Origin of the sequence: Anabaenopsis sp. FSS-46 (genome assembly GCF_029891665.1) — a bacterium.
Lineage (GTDB): Bacteria > Cyanobacteriota > Cyanobacteriia > Cyanobacteriales > Nostocaceae > Anabaenopsis > Anabaenopsis arnoldii.
Map to the genome: position 1 here is coordinate 43,458 of NZ_JANQDG010000016.1, position 22,508 is coordinate 65,965.

At 42.7% G+C, this 22,508-nt stretch carries 19 protein-coding genes; 11 read left to right on the forward strand and 8 right to left on the reverse strand.

Translation table 11 applies throughout. The annotated features are described in order from the left end of the window. Positions 1–17 precede the first annotated feature (17 nt). From NWP21_RS01900 to NWP21_RS01915, 4 genes are all read right to left on the reverse strand, one after another. Positions 18–887, reverse strand: a complete 870-nt coding sequence (locus tag NWP21_RS01900; RefSeq protein ID WP_280791394.1) for a hypothetical protein — start codon at positions 885–887, stop codon at positions 18–20. 149 nt (positions 888–1,036) lie between these two features. Beyond that, positions 1,037–1,981: a translation elongation factor Ts gene (gene tsf / locus NWP21_RS01905; RefSeq protein WP_271732126.1), complete on the reverse strand. Its 945-nt coding sequence runs from the start codon at positions 1,979–1,981 to the stop codon at positions 1,037–1,039. Between the two features lie 256 nt (positions 1,982–2,237). Then, positions 2,238–3,020: a 30S ribosomal protein S2 gene (gene rpsB, locus NWP21_RS01910; RefSeq protein WP_280791395.1), complete on the reverse strand. Its 783-nt coding sequence runs from the start codon at positions 3,018–3,020 to the stop codon at positions 2,238–2,240. A gap of 135 nt (positions 3,021–3,155) precedes the next feature. Next, positions 3,156–4,136, reverse strand: coding sequence for a glycosyltransferase family 2 protein (locus NWP21_RS01915; protein ID WP_280791396.1), 981 nt, complete (start codon positions 4,134–4,136; stop codon positions 3,156–3,158). A gap of 657 nt (positions 4,137–4,793) precedes the next feature. On the opposite strand from NWP21_RS01915, the gene NWP21_RS01920 reads away from it, so the two are divergent. From NWP21_RS01920 to NWP21_RS01950, 7 genes are all read left to right on the forward strand, one after another. After that, entirely contained in the window at positions 4,794–6,995 is a 2,202-nt protein-coding gene (locus NWP21_RS01920) for a PhoX family phosphatase (protein ID WP_280791397.1), read from the forward strand. Between the two features lie 312 nt (positions 6,996–7,307). Then, positions 7,308–8,288 (forward strand): cation diffusion facilitator family transporter, encoded by a 981-nt coding sequence (locus tag NWP21_RS01925; protein WP_280791398.1) that lies wholly within the window; start codon positions 7,308–7,310, stop codon positions 8,286–8,288. 90 nt (positions 8,289–8,378) lie between these two features. Beyond that, positions 8,379–10,484 (forward strand): alkaline phosphatase, encoded by a 2,106-nt coding sequence (locus NWP21_RS01930; protein ID WP_280791399.1) that lies wholly within the window; start codon positions 8,379–8,381, stop codon positions 10,482–10,484. Positions 10,485–10,510: 26 nt separating this feature from the next. After that, a complete protein-coding gene (locus tag NWP21_RS01935; protein WP_280791400.1) occupies positions 10,511–10,957 on the forward strand; it encodes a carboxypeptidase-like regulatory domain-containing protein in 447 nt (148 codons plus the stop codon). 644 nt (positions 10,958–11,601) lie between these two features. After that, complete coding sequence (locus NWP21_RS01940) at positions 11,602–12,024, forward strand: hypothetical protein (RefSeq protein WP_280791401.1); 423 nt, start codon at positions 11,602–11,604, stop codon at positions 12,022–12,024. Between the two features lie 209 nt (positions 12,025–12,233). Next, positions 12,234–14,639 (forward strand): hypothetical protein, encoded by a 2,406-nt coding sequence (locus NWP21_RS01945; RefSeq protein ID WP_280791402.1) that lies wholly within the window; start codon positions 12,234–12,236, stop codon positions 14,637–14,639. A 56-nt stretch (positions 14,640–14,695) separates the two neighbouring features. Further along, positions 14,696–15,892 carry an argininosuccinate synthase gene (locus NWP21_RS01950; protein ID WP_280791403.1) on the forward strand — a complete coding sequence of 399 codons (1,197 nt, stop codon included), beginning with the start codon at positions 14,696–14,698 and terminating at the stop codon, positions 15,890–15,892. Between the two features lie 36 nt (positions 15,893–15,928). Here the strand turns inward: NWP21_RS01950 and NWP21_RS01955 are convergent, their stop codons facing one another. Beyond that, positions 15,929–16,558, reverse strand: a complete 630-nt coding sequence (locus tag NWP21_RS01955) for a DedA family protein (protein WP_271734190.1) — start codon at positions 16,556–16,558, stop codon at positions 15,929–15,931. A 423-nt stretch (positions 16,559–16,981) separates the two neighbouring features. On the opposite strand from NWP21_RS01955, the gene NWP21_RS01960 reads away from it, so the two are divergent. Beyond that, positions 16,982–17,329: an STAS domain-containing protein gene (locus NWP21_RS01960; RefSeq protein ID WP_271734189.1), complete on the forward strand. Its 348-nt coding sequence runs from the start codon at positions 16,982–16,984 to the stop codon at positions 17,327–17,329. A 103-nt stretch (positions 17,330–17,432) separates the two neighbouring features. Here the strand turns inward: NWP21_RS01960 and rpsF are convergent, their stop codons facing one another. Next, positions 17,433–17,780, reverse strand: coding sequence for a 30S ribosomal protein S6 (gene rpsF, locus NWP21_RS01965; RefSeq protein ID WP_280791404.1), 348 nt, complete (start codon positions 17,778–17,780; stop codon positions 17,433–17,435). Between the two features lie 234 nt (positions 17,781–18,014). Here rpsF and NWP21_RS01970 point away from each other — a divergent pair, with 234 nt between their 5' ends. Then, positions 18,015–18,788 carry a fumarylacetoacetate hydrolase family protein gene (locus tag NWP21_RS01970; protein WP_280791405.1) on the forward strand — a complete coding sequence of 258 codons (774 nt, stop codon included), beginning with the start codon at positions 18,015–18,017 and terminating at the stop codon, positions 18,786–18,788. Positions 18,789–18,791: 3 nt separating this feature from the next. Here NWP21_RS01970 and NWP21_RS01975 read toward each other — a convergent pair whose 3' ends face one another. Both NWP21_RS01975 and NWP21_RS01980 read right to left on the reverse strand, forming a co-directional pair. Further along, positions 18,792–19,268, reverse strand: a complete 477-nt coding sequence (locus NWP21_RS01975; RefSeq protein WP_271734186.1) for a Tic20 family protein — start codon at positions 19,266–19,268, stop codon at positions 18,792–18,794. Between the two features lie 81 nt (positions 19,269–19,349). After that, positions 19,350–19,547 (reverse strand): hypothetical protein, encoded by a 198-nt coding sequence (locus NWP21_RS01980; protein ID WP_280791406.1) that lies wholly within the window; start codon positions 19,545–19,547, stop codon positions 19,350–19,352. A gap of 278 nt (positions 19,548–19,825) precedes the next feature. On the opposite strand from NWP21_RS01980, the gene glyA reads away from it, so the two are divergent. Continuing rightward, positions 19,826–21,109, forward strand: a complete 1,284-nt coding sequence (gene glyA, locus NWP21_RS01985; protein WP_280791407.1) for a serine hydroxymethyltransferase — start codon at positions 19,826–19,828, stop codon at positions 21,107–21,109. Between the two features lie 145 nt (positions 21,110–21,254). Further along, complete coding sequence (locus tag NWP21_RS01990) at positions 21,255–22,505, forward strand: competence/damage-inducible protein A (RefSeq protein WP_280791408.1); 1,251 nt, start codon at positions 21,255–21,257, stop codon at positions 22,503–22,505. Positions 22,506–22,508 lie beyond the last annotated feature (3 nt).

Here is a 22,508-nt window from a genome sequence, read left to right on the forward strand (position 1 = left end):
GGTAAATGGGAATATCTCTACTCAAACCAACTCGCGCGCCATGCAGACTCAGCTTGAGCAACTGAGCGCTCCCGTTGCTTTTTTTGATAATCTCGTCCTACGCTCTGAAGTTGAACTAGAATAGGGCGAATTTGTTTACGATCAGATGAAAGTTTTGTATCAGCAAATTCCATTTCTGCCAATCGGAGATTAATCGCCATAACCTGTGTGAGTTTTGAGTTTTCCGGACTTTGTTCATTTTCAATTTCCACCACCAAGTTTAACAGGTTGGGTAGCCCTGGTATAACCTGAACAGATGCTTCTGATAGGGATAGCGTGGCATTTGGTTCCATAACCGCCGCTGCTGCTTCTAAAAGAGGTTCAGGTATTTTTTCGGTTATAATACAAAATCTTTGTAATAAAATATTTGTCTCACGGGAGATATTTTTCAGTACACCTTGGATGAATTCTTCTATGCTCTCTTGCCATTCTAATACTTCCATGGGGTTGGATAAATCAGGCGGGGAATTTTTTTTAGTTACATTGCTCATAGGTAAGTCTGATGACTCAGATAACATCTCCCTGACTTCCTCATCTACTTGATCTACTTGATCAGAGCTTATCCCTTGAGCTTGGAGATAAGAACTTAATAACTCTGCACCTTGGGTACCCAAATTGCGGATACCTTGCTGCAACTTTTGGCGCTGATTCAGGGATAAATTGAGAAACTTTTCGGGATACCCTTGAGTACATAGATAGTAACTTGCCAAAATCAACTGCTTGGTGCAAGCTGTCCCCAAACTATGACAATAACTAGCATAAGCATTTTGGAGCGACCTGGCGATCGCCCGGATAGCCTCTTGTAAAGCTGTAATATCCCGTTCAATTAGCTCAATTGCTCTGGTCATATCTTCCTTACTTATCTGTGTACCCTAGGTCAAGCCGCTAACTTCGACAACCCACCACTACCCCAAAAAAACACAGGCCAGTTAATTATCACTGACCTGTCATTACACAACCAAAGAGTTATAAAAATAACTCATAACCACCAGTAAAATTACTTAGCACCCATTTGTGCAGCAACTTCTTCGGCAAAATTACTTTCTTGCTTCTCAATACCTTCACCCAGGATGTAGCGCACAAAGCGACTCACCTTGATAGGTTCCCCTACTTTGCCTTTAACTTGTTTTACCAAGTCTTCCACAGAAATACCCTGGTCGCGAATGAAAGGCTGATCCAACAAAGTCATTTCTTTCAGGCGTTTCTCAATGCGACCTTGAACAATTTTCTCTTTGATGTTATCCGGCTTATTAGCCAAATCATCCCGCCCCATTTCAATCGCCTTTTCCTTTTGAGCAATTTCCGCTGGGATTTCCTCGATGCTAACATACTCAACATTGGGACAAGCAGCCACTTGCATAGCAGCATTCTTCGCCAATGTTTGAAACTCTTCATTCTTAGCTGCTGAATCAGTTTCGGCGTTAAGCTCTACTAAAACCCCAACTCGACCACCAGTGTGAATGTAGCTGTCTACGATACCTTCTTTACCTTCTGGAATGGCAAAATTGATAAAGCGACGTACCTGGATATTTTCACCAAGCTGGGCAATGGTTTGCTTGATAAACTGGTCTACCGTGACGCTTTGATCTTCAAGATAGGGCTGAGTCAATAAAGACTCTACACTATCAGCTGTGGCTGCTTGCTGGGCTAGGTTTTTCACGAGAGCTTTAAACGCTTCGTTACGGGCGACGAAATCGGTTTGGCAGTTAACTTCTATGAGTACACCAACCTCACCACCGGGTTGAATGTAGGTCTCTACTAGACCTTCTGCCGCAATGCGATCGCTTTTTTTCCCTGCCGAAGCAATGCCTTTTTGTCGCAGCCATTCTATAGATTTTTCTATGTCGCCTTCATTTTCCTTGAGGGCTTTTTTGCAGTCCATCATGCCTGCACCAGTTTTTTGGCGTAGCTCTTGGACAAGTTTTGCCGATATTTCCGCCATGTTGCCTTAATTCCTAACTTTACCTTGAGTTGTTATCGCTCACGGGTGTTGAGTATTTCTATCTTACTCAGGGCTGGGGAAGAAAAAGCTGTGAAATCTGATAGAGATGGTGAAAGAAGAACCCCACCCCCGTCACCCCCTCCCCTCAAAACAGGAGGGGGAATCATAATATACTTATTCTCATTAGCATGGCGTTAGCCATACTTGTTTCTTCCCCTTTGAACACTCAGCAACGCCAGATGCTGATTGATGATGATTATTCCTCGTCCTCAGAGGTGGAGTCAGCATCTTCGTACTCCTCGTACTCCTCGTCATACTCAGAAGCATCATAATCTTCGTATTCGTCAGTTTCTAGCTGACCGTGACGACCTTCATAAATTGCATCCGCCAATTTGCCAACTATCAATTTAATTGATCTGATGGCATCATCGTTAGCTGGTATGGGAATATCTACTACGTCTGGGTCGCAGTTTGTATCTAACATAGACACAATAGGCAGTCCCAGTTTTTGGCATTCTTGAACTGCATTATATTCCCGCCGTTGGTCTACAATCACCACCACATCGGGTACTTTCCGCATGTTCTTAATCCCACCCAGGTATTTCTGAAGCTTCACCATCTCGCGACGTAACATAGAAGCTTCTTTTTTGGGTAGTAAATCTAGAGCGCCGTTTTCTTCCCGGCGTTCCAAATCTTTGAGACGGTCTGCTCTGGTTTTGATGGTTGCCCAATTGGTGAGCATTCCACCCAACCAACGCTGATTAATGTAGAAAGAGCCACAACGTGCCGCTTCTTGGGCAACGATTCCGGCTGCTTGGCGTTTTGTCCCAACGAACAGGAATTTCTTACCTTGTTCAGACTGCGATCGCATATAACTATACGCATCTTCCATCAACTGGGCAGTTTGCACCAAGTCAATGATGTGTACGCCATTGCGAGAAGTATAAATGTAGGGAGACATTTTTGGGTTCCAACGCCGGGTTTGATGCCCAAAATGTACCCCTGACTCCATCATTTGAGCCAATGAAACTACTGGCATATTTTTTTACTCCTATTCGGGTTAAACCTCCACCCAGTTGTATTTCCCTGGTGAGGAAACACCCGAATTACTGGATGTGCGAGTTTAGACAACCCTCCGAGCATATCACAATAAATGTACTATTTCAACTCAATTTTACTGGTTTCTGACTTGGGCGTAAGCAGCATAAACTCCCTTGACGTTGTACCAATTAAGGAAAATTCGCGCCAATTCTAAGGCTAACTGGGGTTTACCTAAGTTAATTAGCCACCGCAACAAAGGCGCCATAGTCCGCTCATTCAGTAAGCCATTCAGGGAGAGAATACCCCACAGTAAACGATGTAACCAGGTCATTTGAATCATCATTCGCACTTCCCAACAGGGATGCTTTTGATAAAATAAAACTCCCATGCGTCCGCGTTGAATTTCTTGGTCAATCAAACGGGGAATTTGTTCTAAGTTAAATGGTGGATGCCAATGATAGCCCACCGCTGCTGGACATTTAATTAGTTTTAGCCCCAGTTTTTTGAGTCTCACACCTAATTCTAAGTCTTCCCAACCATACAGTTGGAAGCTATTATCGAACATTCCCGCCTTCTCTAGCCAATGCTTGGGGATGGCTACGTTACCCGTGGCAAAAAAAGCCGCAGAAAAATCTGTGATTTTATAGGGTTCAGCCGTGGGTTCATGGAAATTGCAAGTATTAATTACTGCACCATATGTAAAAAAGCGATCTGCTTCCTGCCGCGTTTCCCGATCGCTTCCTAGTTTTTTGCGCCCCTGCACCAGCGCCTCCCCATGGGCTTGCAGAAAATTCTTCACCACCACCAAATCACTATCAATAAAAACTATTATATCTCCCCGTGCTTGGGAAATCCCCAAATTTCGAGCCGCCGCCGGTCCGGCGTGGTCTTGCTCAAACCATCGCACATGGGGAAATTCTTCCTTATGTGCTTTCAACCAGTCCAATGTGCCATCAGTAGAGCCATCATCTACTAAAACAACTTCGTATGCACTTGATCCACTCAACTCTTGCACCTCCAAAGCGCGGAGGCACTTTTCTAGAATTGGTCGGCGATTATAAGTCGGTATAACAACACTGAAAAACACAGTCTTACCCACAACAGAATTACCCATCTCCAGGATAAGACAACAACAGACCAAGATAACTGCGGCGAGCCAGCCCCTGGCTTTAATCAAAAATAGGGGTGTTCAGTTGAAGTCACACAGTTTTGCCTAGTTACTCCAAATCATAAATTAAATAATAAATCAAGTATAGTTTTAGCAGTTTATAGAATAATTTTACTAATATTTATTTAGAGTATTTTTCTATGCACAGAAATTATTCTTAATCAAGACATCTGAGTAAATGTTTATTATTCAAAATTAAATGAGAATTATTTTTAATAAGTTGGGAAAAATGATCAATTAAGATAAATGTCAACCAAGGTTAGATAGCTAATTTATAAGCCTGTAGCTGAAATTTAGCTGCTGTAATAGCAGTGATTTATTTGATCAATAAAACAAATTATTCTCAAATAAAGCTACTGAATAAACTTAAATTAATCAGGTTATAACCATATTTTAATCTTTATTACATAAATTGAGGACAAAATATTGGTGCTTATGTTCAGTCAGGAAAATATCTGATTTTCCAATTTCCTCACCTGTGGGTAATTGGTTATCACAAGAGTAAAAACTATTCAATGGATATTGCAATTATCCCCATCAAGTCTTGTTTGAGTGTGCCAACTAAATTGCTTTGGTTATAAAGATTAAACGGAGTCACTATAAATGAAAGGTCATCTTCATCCGAAGAACAACATAACCCTCAACCCATCCGGTAATGAGTCAATTCTCGACGTAATTGGACGGGTGAGCATGAAGCGCCGGCGCTTTGTGGCAACAGCAGCTAGTACATCTATATTGGCAGTTTTGGGTGATACTACCGTCAGCGGCTTGCTGCAAACAGCAACTGCTTCCACATCCACAGTACCTGCAGGGCTTGGCTTTGCTGGTATAGGCTTCCAAAGTATTGAACCAAATCTCCGCAACGCAGAAACTGGACTGTTAGAGAAAGATTTAGTTAGTGTTCCACCGGGTTACACAGCGCGGATTTTATCGGCTTGGGGAGACCCCATCATGCCTGGTGCGCCTGATTGGCTACCCGATGCTTCTCAGGATGCAGCAGCCCAGGAAAAACAAGTGGGGATGAACCATGACGGGATGCACTTCTTCCCTCTTCCGGGACGCAGCTATTACAACCGGACATCGGGGTTAGATGTCCCTGTAGAAGGTCGGGCTTACAATAATAGGGGAATACTGTGTGTTAACCATGAGTATACCCAGGAATACTTCTTACATCCCGATGGTAACAACATCAGTAACACAACAATGACCATTGAGAAAGCCAGAAAATCTCAGGCTGCTCATGGTGTATCCATCCAAGAGGTATCCAAAAATAGATTTGGGGGTGGTTGGAGTGTTGATCGCAATTCCCGCTATGGTCGCCGCATTACCGTTAACACAGAAATGCGCGTTTCTGGGCCTGCGGCTGGCGATGCGTTGATGAGGTCTAAGAAATTCTCTATTCAACCCAATGGATCATTTGAAATTGGAGTGAATGATGGTTTCACTGCATACGGAACTGTGAACAACTGCGCCCATGGCATTACACCCTGGGGTACTTACCTGACCTGTGAAGAGAACTTTCACGGATATTTCGCTAACAGCACATTTGTAGATGGGCAAGATGACGATATAGTTAATATTCCAGGTCTGGAGGCTAAAAAGGCTGATATCATCAATGGACAAAGACGTTATGGTGTCCCTGCAGCCTCTAACTACTATCGCTGGCCTGAGGTTGATCCCCGCTTTGACGCTTTTAACAATCCCCTGGAGCCCCATTTATTCGGCTGGGTAGTGGAAATTGACCCCTACGAACCCAACAGCAGGCCAGTTAAGCGTACTTCCATGGGTCGCATCAGACACGAGAGCGTTCAATATGTTGTTGATGACAATAACCGTTTAGCTTTCTATACAGGTGACGATAACGTCAACGAATATATCTATAAGTTCGTTTGTTCTCGTACCTACGATCCTAAAGTGCGTGCCAATAACCGTGATATCCTTGACCACGGTACTCTCTACGTTGCCAAGTTCAATGACAATGGTACCGGTGAATGGCTACCTCTAGTGTGGGGTCAACGGGGACTGACACCAGAAAATGGATTTAATAACCAAGCAGAAGTGCTGATTAAAACCAGACAGGCTGCGGACAGAGTTGGCGCTACCATGATGGACCGCCCAGAGTGGATTGCTGTGCGTCCTCGCATTCGTGGGTTTAATGAAGTTGAAGTTTACTGCACATTAACCGCTAACTCTCGTCGCGGTACAGAACCCCCATCTGTTAATAATCCAGATGGCACAACCCGCGGAGGTTCTGCTCGTCCTCCTGTTGATGCGGCTAACCCCAGAGAGAACAACCGTTACGGTCACATTATCCGTTGGCGGGAGACTGGACGCAGCGTTGCAGCTACCACCTTTGACTGGGATATCTTTGTTCAAGCTGGGGATAAAACCAGAAGTGAGCCAAATCTACAAGGTAATGTGAATGGGGATGACTTTAGTAATCCAGATGGTTTATGGTTTGACTATTATGGTCGTCTGTGGATTCAAACTGACCACTCGGGTACTGGTACAGGTGATGTGGTTAATATTGGTAGTAACACCATGTTATGTGCTAACCCTAATGATCCTAGACAGGTCAAGCTTTTCCTCACTAGCCCCACAGACTGTGAAGTCACTGGTGTAATTACTACACCCGACCACAGAACCATGTTTATTAATATTCAGCACCCCGGCTCTCGCGGAAGTGCGGCTAATCCTACCAGCAATAGCAACTGGCCACATAGTCAAGGTCATGGCCCATCCGGTCGCCCCCGTTCTGCTACCGTGGTAATTACCAAGAATGACGACGGTATTATTGGTACTTAAATCCTAGACAGGTGACAAGCGTCAAGATTATTTTCCTATCCTCGACTTAAATAATAGTCGGGGATATTTTTTGCTGGGTTACAGGTTGGATATCTGACCTAGGGTAAAAGAGATATATATTTAACTGTTTATTAATTGTTTATTTCCTAAATTTTATTCTGGACTTTACCTATTCTTAAATTAAGCAAAAAATTTTCAACATAAATTAAATATATGTTCTTATGTTCAAGGTTTGGAATTAGTCAAACTGACTCTTAATTGAGTTTGGATTGGACAATTATATGGCGCTTCGCTATTAGTTGGGTTGGGATAATGCTTTCACTTGAATGGTGTAGATGTGGCTGTAATGATAATTCTCAAACAGTGCCAATAGGTGAGCAAAAAACTAAAGTTCTCCTGGTAACAGCAGCCTTGCTGAGTTTTTTCTTTGTGGCTGAGTGGACTGTGGGGCTGTGGAGTCACAGTTTATCTTTACAGGCAGATGCTGGACATATGTTTTCTGATGTGACAGCCCTGGGAATATCACTATTTGCTAGTTACCTAGCCCAGCAACCAGCCAGGGGGAAAGCAACTTTTGGATATCAACGTATTGAAGTTTTAGCGGCGTTGTTAAATGGTTTGAGTTTGTTGGCTATTGCCTCCTTTATTACTTGGGAAGCTGTTCAAAGATGGCAAAATCCGGGGAATATTTTAGGTTTACCGATGTTGGTAATTGCCATTGTCGGTTTAATTGTGAATCTAATTAATATTAGCTTTTTACATCCCCATACTCACAATGACTTAAACCTGAAAGGGGCTTTACTACATATCATAGCTGATACTGCTAGTTCTGTGGGTGTGATTGCTGCGGCTGTGGTTATCCATCTGTGGAATTGGTGGTGGGCTGATGTGGCTATTAGTTTAGTTGTGGCAACTTTTACCGGTGTGAGTGCATTGCCTTTAATCCAAGAAAGTTTAAAGATTTTTCTGGAATATGCACCTAAATCTATTGACCCGGTGGAGGTGAAAAAGTTTATTGAATGTTTCCCAGGAATTGTGGAAATAGAGAGGCTGCATATTTGGACAATTAGCAGCAGAAAAGTCATGCTTTGTGCCAATGTGACGGTGGAATGTGCCACGAATATAGAACGCGATCGCCTACTTGAGAAATTACATACTCACCTCCAGGACAATTTTCAAATTACAGATATAACTTTGCAGTTAGCTAGTCCCGCAAAACCAGGAAAAGTCCGTTTACATCCCTTATTTAATCAAGATTTATCTTTAATGTTAGCCGCAAAAAAATCTGGTTAACCCCATTAAATTTACCTTTACACATGATGCTTATAGCCAGGATTCTCAGCATAATCATCACCCATTTATTCGTCCACAATAGGAAGTAAAATGAAGGATTTCTCAGGATTCGGGTCTGTTTGGACTCGATGGCAAACAGCATTAGTAGCAATGCTATTAATGATATTCTACTGGTCATTTACCATAGTACCGGCTCATTCCCAATCCCTAGTGGCTGAACAGGTGAGGATTTGGCCTACTAACAACTCCACTCTGTTAGTAGACCAGCGTTTTGATTTGCGGGTAGAAAGTATCTTCCCAGCGGAAACTCAACAGGAACCGACTTTAACCTCTATTAGAATCAATGGGGTAGACTTTACCAATTCCTTTAGAGAAGGTATTAACCAACAGCTACAATTACCAGGGGGCGAACTGGAAATCGGTAAGCCATCAGACTCTAAACTGTTTGGTCAAACACTGCGGAACTATTCCTTTGATACCCCTGGCGTTTACGAGGTAGAGGCTACGGTCAATATTGATGGTAGAGATGTTTTCGCCCGTAACACCTACAAGGTGCAGCGCTTCCAACCCAGCGGAAACCTCAACCGAATTATCTTTTACGTCGGTGATGGTATGGGGGTTCCTCTACGCACTGCAGCCCGGATCATGGAATATGGAGTTAAGGATGGTCAGCCTGGTGGTTATTTGCAAATTGAGCAGATGCCAGAATTAGGTTTAGTATCTACCCATTCTTTAAATAGTATTATCCCTGACTCTGCCAATACTGCGGCAGCTTGGGCTTCGGGGACTAAAACCGTCAATAATGCGATGAACGCTTTCCCGGATAATACCCCCGGGAATCCCTTTGACAATCCCCGGGCGGAAACTCTACCTCAGTACATGAAGCGGAAATACAACTGGGGAATTGGGTTAGTTACCACTGCGTTCACCACCGACGCTACACCCGGAGCATTTGGTACTAATATTATCGCTCGCGCTCAAAACCCGGCGATCGCTCAAACTTATTTAGACTTCTTTAGTGACGATGGATACTCACTACCTGCGACTGGCTACCAGGGTTGGAAGGAACTAGCCCAACCTGTGGATGTGATTTTAGGACCCGGCGCACGGAACTATGTACCCCAATCACGGATTGCTGAATTTAAAGATACTGCATTCCGCCAGGATGGCAAAGACCTAACGGAAGTGGCTACAAATTTAGGTTACAGCATTGTCAAAGATGTTAACCAGTTAAATAGCGCCCCCAACAATCGCCCTATTTTAGGCCTATTTTTGGGAGATTTCCGTCAGGGTTCGGCTTTGGGAGCTTCTAATATTCCTTCGGAACTAGACCTGTTAATTGCTAGAGGTCGGGCGACAATTGAAGGACGGGGTGCTAATCAACTTGATCCCCCTATCCCCCCAGAATTTGCTAGTATACCTACTCTGGCACAAATGCACCAAAAGGCGATTGCCGTTTTGGATCAACTGCATCCCGAAGGCTGGATTTTACTTGTAGAATCTTCTCAAGTTGACAAATTAGCTCATCCTCTGGATACTGACCGCACATTATACGAAGTTTTGGCGCTGGATGAAGCTGTAGGTCGCGGTAGGGAATATGCTAGACGCTCAGGTAATACTCTGTTAGTGGTAACTTCTGACCACGCCCAAGGTCAAACCGTTGCTGGTACTGTGGATAGCGTTGCTATCCGCGAAGGTAGAGTAGACCTCAGAGATGCTATGCGTTCCTTTGGTAATGCTGGTTTTACTAACTATGTGGATGCTGATCGCAACGGTTTCCCTGATGATGCGACTCCCAGCAGCAAGTTAGCTATTGGTGTTTCCGCTCGTCCGGTGTTCCGCACTGACTTTTTGACCGATGACTTCAACCGCAATCCAGCTACCGGGGGAGATGGTACTCAGGTTAATCCTCTACGTGACCCCAATGGATTACTGCTGACTGCTGACTTGCAACGCATAACCACGGTTGCTAACCACACTGCTGATGATGTGGCGATCGCCTCAGAGGGACCTGGTAGCAGATTATTTAACGGTGTGATCGATAATATCGAAGTCTTCCAGCGCATGGGGGCGGCTATTTCTGGTGTTCGCGATCGCAATGACTTAGCTCAGTTGTTAACCGATGTGAGACCCACTCCCCCAATTCGCTCAATTCGTCCTGTACGTCCTGTGCGCCCTGTGCGTCCACTTCGTTAATTTCACTAAATTGTCAGGTATCAAATATGTTGAAACTCTTGCGGAATAAAGTTGGGAAATTGCGAGTCAAGCAAGTGCGACGATTTCTTGGTGGTTTGTTGGTGATGGTAACTGCAATGGCGGCGATCGCTATTCAGCCACCCGCTATGGGTTTGTGGAACGCACCCCAAGGGGATAGCGTCATTTACGGTAAACTCGCGGATACACATCTGTGGAACGGTATACCAGGTAAAGACTTGGTACACAACGCTAAAGTTAGCATCAATACCCTACCCCCCCAAACTACTCGCACTGATGAACAAGGTAATTTCTGGTTTAAGAATTTACCAGATGCTGAGTATATCCTCAAGGTACAGTTACCTTATGAGTCTAAGAAGGACTACATTTTTAGAACTCAGGTACATGGTAAGACTGGTACTTTCCTAGACGTAGCTATGGATGAGGCTCATAACCTCAAGGAAATTGATTACTAACTCCTGATCGTTAATTTATAAGTTGACATATTAGGGTGTATTACTCACAATACACCCCTATTTTATCTGGTCAACTAACTGCCACTCTATGGTGATCAGCCACTGGACTAACACACAAAATAGAAATATCAATGGTAAGAGTCTTGTGACGTCGGCATATCAAATTTTTAGAGATTATTAATTCCATCAATCAGCATGAATTATTATGGTTCTTGCATAGATTTTATGGTAATCGAGGATTGATAACAACAAAACCCTTACGGGGTAAGGGTTATAAACGATTATGCCCAATATTTTCAATGAAATGCCGACATAATAAGGCTTTCAATGATTTTGAACTGGGTTCTCCATAAAAAGTACCGAAGAACCATTATCATTCAGTATTAATTGCCTGAGTCAGAATTTTTTTTACGTAATTCATAATACAATTTAACTTATATTTAACCTTAAATACGCTAAAGTATAACCTTTTTTTTATTTAGATACTAAATAGTAATGATGGTAGTCATACACAAAATTCGTTCAATTTTGTGAACTTACCCTGTGGTACTAAAAGTAACTAATAGTGAAAATTAGCAAACTACAGACGTTAATGTGCATACATCGCAAGTAGATCAAAGTTGAAATAAGAGGAGTGCAAGTTGATGAAATTCCACAAACAAGTAGCGATCGCCCTAGTTACAGTTTCTGCTAGTGTATTTGGCTTTGGTTCTGTAGCCTCTGCTGGTGAAGGTGCTGCTGCTGGAGCTGTAGCAGCTACACTTGATGAAAATGGTTTAGTAATTGAAATGACTGCTGCTGGCGCTATTGGTAAAAACGATGCGGCTGCTTTAGCCACATCCAACTTTGGTGTGATTTCCGCAACTGCTTTAGGTAGCGCTGGCGTGATTGAAATCATCAGCGATAGTGGGAATTATTCCTTCAGTGAAGGTGATCAGTCTGAAAGCGAATTTTACAACAATGTTACTATGACAGGTGGTGTTGATTCTGCTTTAGAAACCGCCCAAGCTAACAGCATTGCTACCTTCACAGAACTACCCATTGGAACCATAGAAACTGGATTTTAAGTAATCTGGGATGGTAGCGCTTTTATTTAAAAAAATTGTTAGGGTGTCAAGAATTTAAAATTATCAATAGGGGCAGTTAAATTGATACCGTCATCCAATTCTTTTAGCCCTAACTTTTTTTAAGTTAGAAGAAAAATACAAACCATAAATCCCTATGATAATCTTTTAACCAGACTTGATAATTATTTCAGGACTGGTAATAAGTGTCTATGCTGATTCTGCACTACCAAAAATTAAACTTAACAATTGGTCTTCTCTTGAGTTCAGCAGTGATATTCCTGGCTCAAACAGCAGTTGCTGAGATATCTAAAAATACAAGCAATAGCCAATTAGAAGTTTTTGCCACTTCCGAGGTGGAACAGAAAATATTTAATAATCTGGAGGACATATCAGCATCTGGTATTATCCACCAGCTAAAGGTGACAAATTTAGCAGAAACTAGTTCTCAGGTTACCTTTTGTCCGTTCATTCATCCTGGACAAGCAGAATTTACCGCCGTCAGGGACTTACTAACAAGTAATTCTATAATTCATTCTTGTATACCTACTAAGACCACAGAATCTCATACCCTAGAATTAGTTTCACAACCTAGAGTTGATGAATTAGAAATTAAACAAAAATTAGCAATAGAAAAACCACATCCAGGGGATAATCAAGAATATATCATTGCTCCGAGGATTGCTGATGAGCGAAAAATCCATCGCCGCACAACTACCTTACCTATCAATGGTCTATTGATTGACCACTTAACCGAGAGACGATTAAATTTAGGTTACGACTTTAATAATACCCCCAATAATATTTTTAATATTAACGGAATTGTCAAGGTGAACGGAACAGTCAAGGAAAACTTAACAACAAATAATATCTTGACTGTAGACCAAATAGGAGAATATTTACAACTGCAAACCACCAGACAAACTAGAGAAGTTACTGTTAGCTTCAAACAACCACAAACTGTGTTGGGTACAAACCTGCAATTGAGTATGACAGGTTCATGTATCTTTCCGGGGACTAACCCCGATCAAATATGTACATATATTCCGGCTTTACAATCTGGGAATATTAACTCTGATAATCTACTACCATTTAGGATTTCCCAAACTGCAACACTGGGGGATGTAGTAGCAAGAACAACAGCAGAAGAAATCAGGAAACCGGAATTTCAACCAGGGTTAGAAAATGGTCAACAAATTGGTATAGATTTGTTAATACCCAACACCGGCGCATTCATTGGTAATAGTAATGGCGACCAAATGTCAGTCATTAGAAAAGAAGAAGTTGAAAATACTCCGGTCGCCAGTTATTCTATAATTAGGCAAATTGTGAGGATGAATGACCGGGAAGCTGTCATGGGTCGAACTGTACGCGGCTTTAGCTTCATTTTAAATGATGATAATACTTTGTTGAATACAGCTTTGCAATTGGGATATAGTGTATTACCTGATATTGTACCCAACATAGCTAGTTCAGAAACCAGATTTAACTCAAGTGGGAAAAACAATTTAGCTTCACCGGGGGATAATCATCACAAACCTTCTGGGAGGAGGACTGTTAACAGAAATTTGTTTTTAGCTGCTAATAACGTGAGAATTCCTGCTAATAGTTTAACTGCTTATCATGGCGGAATTGCTAGAGCCGAGAGTATTCCCCCAGGATTGACAAGTTTGTCACAAGTACCTGCTGCTAGTTTTAATAGTATTTGGGTAGGAGCGTCACCAACTATCCAACGTAGTTCTGGTGTTAGTACTCGTTTTGAAGATATTGGTAACCTGAAAATATTATCCTCTCAGGGTTTAGAAGGGGGGTCTGAGTCTAATATAGATTTTAGATCTACTATTAATAATCAAAGTTTTTCACCTCTGAATGTAGCGAATTTTTATGCTCAAGTTTATGTGACTGTTTTTAATCAAGAGGCGAATAGTGTCACATCTAGCAAATATACACAAGAAACAGTATATGTACCACATTTGAGTTTCAGTGGTAATATTACTCGGAGTCAGGATGTTTTGCGATATTATACAGGTGTGATCGGCGCAGAAGAAATTCAAGCTTACACTGGTGTGGATTATACGAAAAATACTGCGGACAGATGGCGTTTTTCTGGAGCCATAATTGGTTATCTTAATCCAGATGTTGATAATTACAGTCAAGTTACAGGTAGTATTGATAAAGTTATCCCCTGGAATCGAAATAGTAATTTAGTCATCTCCACAGGGGTTAATTATGCTTTTGACAGGGAAACTCGAGCCAATGACTTTGTAAATTCTATTAACCTGAGAGCTAGGGCTAATTTAGGTAATGTTTGGTTCGGTTTAACTAACTATTTTGGGGATGTTTTACCGGATGCAATTAAAAATACTTTGCTGGCAAGTGCTGGTATTCAATTTAGCCAGAATTTGTCATTATCAGCCTATTATAATCCCGTGAATGAAAATGCCGCTCGTGCTGTTTATGGTGCGGGAGCTAGATGGAGAATCGGTAGCAATGAGAATAGTCCTATATTTAACCTATCCTGGAGTAATAATGAGTACGACTTTGGCACAGATAACAATGGACAGGAATTGAAAATCAACGAGAATGTATTTACTCTGTTTCTCAGAGGTAATTTTTAAACCCTACATACCTTATAATGATGACTCATTCTTTGTTTTTCTAACTGGAGAAACCAATGGGTCGCGCTAAAAAGGTTGTTTTGGCATATTCTGGGGGGGTGGATACCTCTGTTTGTATTCCCTACCTGAAAAATGAGTGGGGTGTGGAGGAGGTGATTACCCTCGCAGCAGATTTAGGTCAGGGAGATGAATTAGAGCCAATCCGAGAAAAAGCGCTCAAATCCGGTGCTAGTGAGTCATTGGTGGCTGATGTGAAAGACAGTTTCGTTAAAGATTATGCCTTTGCGGCCATTCAAGCCAACGCCCTCTATGAAAATCGTTATCCTTTGGGGACTGCTCTGGCTCGCCCGTTAATTGCCAAAATATTAGTAGAAACTGCTCATAAATATGGTGCTGATGCGATCGCTCATGGTTGCACTGGTAAGGGTAATGATCAGGTGCGCTTTGATGTGTCTTGTGCTGCACTTGACCCCAAATTGAAGATCTTAGCACCAGCCAGAGAATGGGGAATGAGTCGGGAGCAAACCATCGCTTATGGTGAGGAATTTGGTATCCCCTCACCGGTGAAAAAGTCCTCCCCCTACAGCATTGATAAAAATTTACTTGGTCGTAGTATCGAAGCTGGCGTACTGGAAGATCCAGCGGCGGAACCACCAGCAGAAATTTATGAAATGACTAAGGCGATCGCCGACACGCCGAATGAACCCGAGTACATTGAAATTGGTTTTACCCGTGGTATTCCCACCAGCCTCAACGGTACACCTAAAAACCCAGTGGAGTTAATTGAACAACTCAATCAGGTAGTAGGAAATCACGGTATTGGCCGCATAGATATGATTGAAAACCGCCTAGTGGGGATTAAGTCCCGGGAAATCTACGAATCTCCGGCGATGCTGGTGTTAATTCAGGCACACCGTGATTTAGAAAGTCTGACTCTAACAGCAGATGTCAGCCACTACAAGCGAGGTATTGAAGAGACTTACACCCAAATTGTTTATAATGGTCTGTGGTACAGCCCCCTGAAAGGCGCACTAGATGCTTTTATTCAAAAAACACAGGAACGTGTTATGGGAACTGTGCGAGTCAAACTGTTTAAAGGTACCGCCACCATTGTCGGGCGTTGGAGTGACCATTCACTCTATAGCCCCGATTTAGCGACTTATGGTTCTGAAGACCAGTTTGACCACAAAGCAGCTGAAGGCTTTATTTACGTTTGGGGCTTACCCACTCGCATTTGGGCTTCTCAATCTTAATCTGAGGGTATGTGGGGACTGTAGTCCCCGTTTTACTTACTCACCGGCCGCGCCCTTGACCTGGCGGGATTCTAACCAGATGGGTATGACAATCAAGGTAACAAGGATTAGTAAGGCTGCGATCGCAAATTGACTCACCCAAGCAACTAGTTGTTCTAGGGAGACAACTCTACCAGCAAAGAAAGCTAAGGTTACCATGAGACTGGCCCAGGCGGTGGCTCCTGCTAAGTTGTACAAAAAGAATTTTCTGAAAGGCATTTCGGCTATACCAGCCAGTGGTGCGGCAAAAATCCGTAACAATGCGAAAAAACGCCCAAAAAATACGGCTTTAGTCGCATTTTCACTAAATTGATCTTTAATATTCAATAACCGCTCATCGGAAATCCGAAAGAGTTTACCTATTTTTACTAGAAAAGGCCAGCCGCCCCATTTACCAAGCCAATAGCCGCAAGCACCACCAATGACAGCACCTGCAACCGCATCACTAAGAACTAACCAATAGTTTAGTTCCTCACTACCGGAGAGAAACCCGCCCACTAGGGTTACGGTTTCACCAGGAAGAGGAATGCCCAAATTTTCTAGCAAAATTCCCCAAAAAATTGCCCAGTAACCGTACTGGTGAGCAAATTCCTGGATGTTTTCTAGTGAAATCAGATCAACAGACATCCCGCACCGCCGCCTTTACAATTTTTTACCTTTTATATATCTTGGCGCTTCTATGGCTGAGGTGTCAATCAAGCTGCTTCCACAATTGAAATTTCCAGATTGCCACTTGTCAAGGAGATTTTTGGATGCAGATTTACACGTCTCTTCAAACCTTGACTCCATCCCAAAGCATTAAATGTATATTTATGCAACTTTATTTAGCGGTTTTTATTAAATATTTATCAATGGTATGGTAAGATATAAAGATATGGTAAAAGATACCCTTGATACCGAAATTAGTAGACAATCATGCGTATACTTATGGGAGTAATAATAAATTATACGACATTTTAAAGATAAAACAGTGATTTTGTCGTTGAAAACGAATCAGTATTGATGTCAAATTTCTGTTCTGTCACGTGTTCCAACTAGTTTGTTAAATTCATGATTATCTCACAAGATCAAGTAGTTTTATTTAAGCCCCACGGCAGTATAGACTTGCAAGGTGGAATGGCTTTTAGCAAACAGATGCTTGAAGTGGTACCCCGGCCTCATCAACTCTGGGTTCTTGATATGTCAGAAGTAGATTTTATGGACAGTTCAGGATTAGTCCCCCTCATCAATGGACTAACTTCTGCGCGTGAAAATAATTGTCGTCTAGTTTTGTGTAACGTACAAGCTCCGGTGAGATTAATTTTGGAGCTAACACAGCTGGACTCAGTATTTGAAATTTTTGATACTTATGAGGATATTTTCACTCACAGCCATGATAAAAATCTAGTGGTGGCTTGATATATTCACCTATGGTCAGATTGTAACGTTGAAATTCCCCGAATTAAAAACTCGGGGATTCTTGTTTTCAAGGGATCAGCTACGCAAGTGTGACATTGCCTTGTTAGACAGCAACAGCTTCTGTCTGTTCTGCTTCTGCTTCTGCTGGTGCTGTTTCCTTTGGTAGTTCCTGCTTAATGGTCAAGTAACGAATTACTTCTTCACTCAAACGCATAGCACGTTCCATAACAGCGATCGCATTTCCGGGGCCTGTGTAGTTCATTTGAACATAAATGCCATCCCGATGCTTTTTAATTTCATAAGCTAGGCGACGTTTACCACGGTTTTGAATTTCAATGTTTTCAGCACCTTGTTCAGTCAGCAAGTTTTGGTATTTAGCAATTGCTTGCTCTACCTGTTCATCTCCTAGGTCTGGACGGAGAATGTAAATTGTTTCGTAAACTATAGACATGATTTTCAGTCACCTTATGGACAAAGGGCTGCTGATGTGATTTGATACAAAAATATCACCAAGGATACTAATAATTATCAACATCTCAGCAACAAGGAATTATAATCTTATCAGTTTTTCATCAAAATTATGAGCCAAATGCGCCAATTTTTAGATTTTAGATTTTAGATTTTAGATCCAATCTAAAATCTAAAGCAGCTGGTAATCGCAAACAAAAGGATATTCATCAAGTTTATGGCGCAGCGCTATGTGCGAGTTCAAAATCTAGAAGGCAAGATTTACTATGGATTGCTACAACTATCCCTGAGCGTGCAGGTGTTAGATGCTCCTCCCTGGTTAGAAGGACAACCCACAGATTTAATTCTCAAACCGGAAAATTATCAAATTCTCACCCCCTGTGCGCCCTCAAAAGTAGTGGCGGTAGGCAAGAATTATGCAGACCATGCTCAGGAAATGGGATCTACAGTCCCCAAAGAACCATTAATATTTCTCAAGCCATCAACGTCTATTATTCCTACGGAAACACAGATTAAGTATCCTCCCCAGTCCCAGCGGGTGGACTACGAGGGTGAGCTAGCACTAGTAATTGGCGATCGCACTTGTGACTGCACACCAGAAGAAGCCCAAACTAAAATTTGGGGCTATACGATCGCTAACGATGTCACGGCACGGGATTTACAACAACAGGATGGCCAATGGACTCGCGCCAAGGGTTTTGATACCTTCTGTCCCCTAGGTCCTTGGATTGTGCGCGAAGTAAATCCCGGTGCGAGGTTACAGACTTTCTTGAATGACGATCGCACTCCTGTGCAATCTGCTTGTATTGATGAGATGGTATTTCCCCCTGATGTCCTAGTTTCCTACATTAGTCAGGTGATGACACTACTACCAGGGGATGTAGTGCTCACCGGTACGCCATTTGGCGTAGGACAATTACACATCGGCGATCGCATTCGGGTAGAAATTGAAGGCATTGGTCGCCTAGAGAACACAGTCACCAAACGTTAACACTTACCGTATTTGCATATGCACTGCATCGGAAATGGCGGGAATTTCTGCATAACGCCCCAACAAGGATTGGGCTACAGAATATACAAATGCTGCTAATATGCCGATAAAGATGGTGTTTGTGAGGGTTTCTGTGGCCAATCCAGCACCAGGAACCAAACCCACAACTTCTAGTAGGATGGAACACAAAAATAAAACAATGCTCAGAAGAATTGCTTGCATAGTATTGAAACGAATAAAGTGATTTATTTTTTCGTTTCTGATTACCAGGGCAAACAAAGCCAAGAAAATAATTAGACTAGCAAAGGGAATACTGCCATAAATTGCTACTATGGGACTCAAAGGGATAAACAGCAATTTTAGTACAGGAAACTGTCCAAACAAAAAGCTACCAAAGCTGAGACTTTCAACCAGGGGGAGTAAATAAGGTAAACAAGCAAAAATCCGGTCAGGAACCGTTGTAGACCCGCGCCAAGTCATTGTGGGTTCTCCTATGGCTAAATTTCAAGAGTTACTTGAGCCTAGGATAACGCAGTTATGTAGTCTAGCGGCAAAATCCGATTATTCAATATCGGCAATTCGGAAACCCATCATACATTCATATTGCTGTGCTTGCTGGGATGCCAGTTTGTGAATAGCTTGAGCACATCGCAGTTGACCCCCGTACCAACGGGGTTGACCGCTACCGTCAGCCAGTAAACAAGATTGGCAAACTTTCCCAGGAGCAAGGATTTGATTATCCATTAAAATGACTAACATCGCATCCGATTCCAAAATGCTAACAATGGCTCACCTCATAAAAAATCGCGATCGCACTCAAAAATCCGGTGAACTTTAACTTATTGTATGTATAACGACCTAAAAAACCAAAGTATGTAACGAAAGGTAAAATAACCTATTCCCCATCAAGGGTAAAATTTGAGATTCAAGAGCTATGGGTTTTACCCCCAATGTACCAGGGTAAACACGCCCTCATCCCTCCTCCACAGGAACTAGAAACAGATTGTTTAGCAAATTTCTACCAAGGATAACTTTAAGTGACTAAAACCAATTCCGAAATTTTGGCTAACTCCGATCCCGCCATCGCTGAGTTAATTAACCAAGAGCTACAGCGTCAACGCCAGCACCTAGAATTAATTGCTAGTGAAAACTTTACCTCAGCTGCGGTACTAGCGGCTCAAGGTTCAGTATTGACTAATAAATATGCCGAAGGTTTACCAAGTAAACGTTATTATGGCGGTTGTCAATTTGTTGATCAAATCGAACAAATAGCCATCGACCGAGCTAAACAGCTATTTGGTGCGGCTCATGCTAATGTCCAACCCCACTCCGGCGCTCAGGCAAATTTTGCAGTTTTCTTGACATTGTTGCAACCAGGTGATAAGATAATGGGTATGGATTTGTCCCATGGTGGACATCTGACCCACGGTTCACCGGTAAATGTTTCCGGAAAGTGGTTCCAAGTTTGCCACTATGGTGTTAGTCAAGAAACAGAACAGCTAGACTACGAACAAATCCGCGAGCAGGCGCTAAGGGAGCGCCCTAAGCTCATAATATGCGGATATTCGGCTTATCCCCGGGTGATTGACTTTGAAAAGTTCCGCAGCATTGCCGATGAAGTAGGAGCTTACTTACTAGCAGATATTGCCCATATTGCGGGTTTAGTGGCTAGCGGTCTGCACCCAAACCCGATTCCCTTCTGTGATGTAGTGACAACCACGACCCATAAAACTCTCCGCGGTCCCCGTGGTGGTTTGATTTTGACCCGCGATGCTGAGTTGGGTAAGAAGCTAGATAAGTCAGTTTTTCCAGGTAGCCAAGGCGGACCACTAGAACACGTCATCGCCGGTAAGGCAGTGGCTTTTGGCGAAGCACTAAAACCCGATTTTCAACAGTATTCGGCTCAAGTAATTGATAATGCCCGGGCTTTGGCTAGTCAACTGCAAACCCGTGGGTTAAAGCTGGTGTCTAATGGGACAGATAACCATTTAATGTTAGTAGATTTACAGAATATTGGACTCACAGGTAAACAAGCTGATCAACTGGTGAGTGAGGTAAATATTACCGCCAATAAGAATACAGTTCCCTTTGACCCACAATCACCATTTGTTACTAGTGGTCTAAGATTGGGTTCCCCAGCTATGACTACACGGGGTATGGGGATCGCAGAATTTACTGAGATTGGTAACATTATCGCTGATAGGCTACTTTCCCCAGATTCTCAAACGGTAACACAAGATTGTCGCCAACGGGTAGCGGCATTGTGCGATCGCTTCCCCTTGTACCCACATCTGCACATTCCCGTACCAGCCTTAGCTTAGTTAAATTCGCGCAAAGGTAGAAGTTTTATCGGTTGAGAAAACCGCCAAAAACAGAGGGGATAAAAAATCAAACCTTTAACTCCTGATACCTTTGCGCCTTTGGGACTTGACCTAAAAAAACCTCTCCTTAACCCCATTCACCTCCATGAGTGCAGAAATTATTTGTGTTGGTACAGAACTACTCCTAGGGGACATCCTGAATAGTAACTCCCAATATATAGCCCAACAACTAGCCCAACTAGGAATACCCCACTACTATCAAACAGTAGTAGGCGACAACCCAGAACGACTAAAACAAGTCATAGAAATTGCCATATCAAGGGCGCAAATTCTGATTTTCACCGGTGGTTTAGGTCCCACACCCGACGACCTCACCTGTGAAACCATCGCCGATTTTTTTGGCGTTCCTTTGATAGAACGTCCAGAAATCATTGCAGACATTACCGATAAATTCGCCCAACGAGGTCGGGTCATGAGCCCCACCAACCGCAAACAAGCATTAATTCCCCAAGGTGCAGAAATTTTACCTAATCCCAGTGGGACAGCCCCAGGGATTATTTGGCAACCCAGACCTAATGTAACCATTTTTACCTTTCCTGGTGTTCCCTCAGAAATGCATCAGATGTGGTCAGAAACAGCAGTACCTTTTCTCAAAAATCAAGGTTGGGGAAAAGAAATTATTTACAGCCGCAGTTTAAAGTTCTGGGGTATTGGTGAATCAGCTCTAGCAGAAAAAGTTGCCCCGTATTTTAACTTACCTAACCCCACCGTCGCCCCTTACGCCGGTAAAGGCGAAGTCAGATTACGCATTTCCGCCAAAGCCCCCACAGAACAAGCCGCAGAGGCTTTAATTACCCCTGTGGAAAAACAGCTAAAAGACATTGCTGGGTTAGATTACTACGGTAGTGGTAATGATACTTTAGCCGCTGTTGTTGGTAAATTATTACGTATTAAAACTGAGACTATTTCCGTAGCCGAATCCTGTACAGGTGGAGGACTGGGACAAATGTTAACGGATATTTCCGGTAGTTCTGATTACTTTTGGGGTGGGGTAATTGCTTATGATAACTCCGCCAAGGTGAAGTTACTAGGAGTGAACCCAGAGGATTTAGATAAATTTGGCGCTGTCAGTGCTACTGTTGCTGAACAAATGGCTATGGGGGTGAAAAACCGCCTGTCAACTACCTGGGGATTAAGTATTACTGGTATTGCTGGCCCCACTGGAGGAACTGATACTAAGCCCGTGGGTTTAGTTTACATCGGTTTAGCCGGACCGCAGGATGAAGTGACTAGTTTTGAGTATCGCTTTGGAGCGATGCGGGGACGTGCTTTAATTCGTCATGTCAGTGCTAATACAGCTTTGGATTTGCTGCGGCGCTTAATAGTTAGGATTTAATTC